We start from the raw sequence: 212 nt of genomic DNA on the forward strand, positions 1-212 counted from the left end.
TCCCGGACAAGCGGCGCAGCTGCTCGCTTAAACTCAGCACCTGCGTGCTCAAGTCCGACACGCGCTCGTTCAGCACCGCGTTCTCCCGTTGCATAAGCCCACACATGCTCCGCCATTCCGCGAAGGCGCTCTCCCATTCGTCCAGCCTTTGCGAGTAGTCCTGCTGTAGCTGCTCTAATGCGCTCAGCAACTGCTTTTCCAGCTCTGTCATT

1 protein-coding gene is annotated in these 212 nt (G+C 59.0%); it reads right to left on the reverse strand.

All coding sequences use genetic code 11. The features are described 5' to 3' along the window. Nucleotides 1-211 (reverse strand): MbeD family mobilization/exclusion protein (locus QMN93_RS26235; protein WP_163327058.1); only part of this gene is annotated, 211 nt, incomplete at its 3' end. Nucleotide 212 lies beyond the last annotated feature (1 nt).

It is taken from the genome of Enterobacter sp. R-1.6.2 (assembly GCF_035064085.1).
Classification (GTDB): Bacteria; Pseudomonadota; Gammaproteobacteria; order Enterobacterales; family Enterobacteriaceae; genus Enterobacter; species Enterobacter asburiae_B.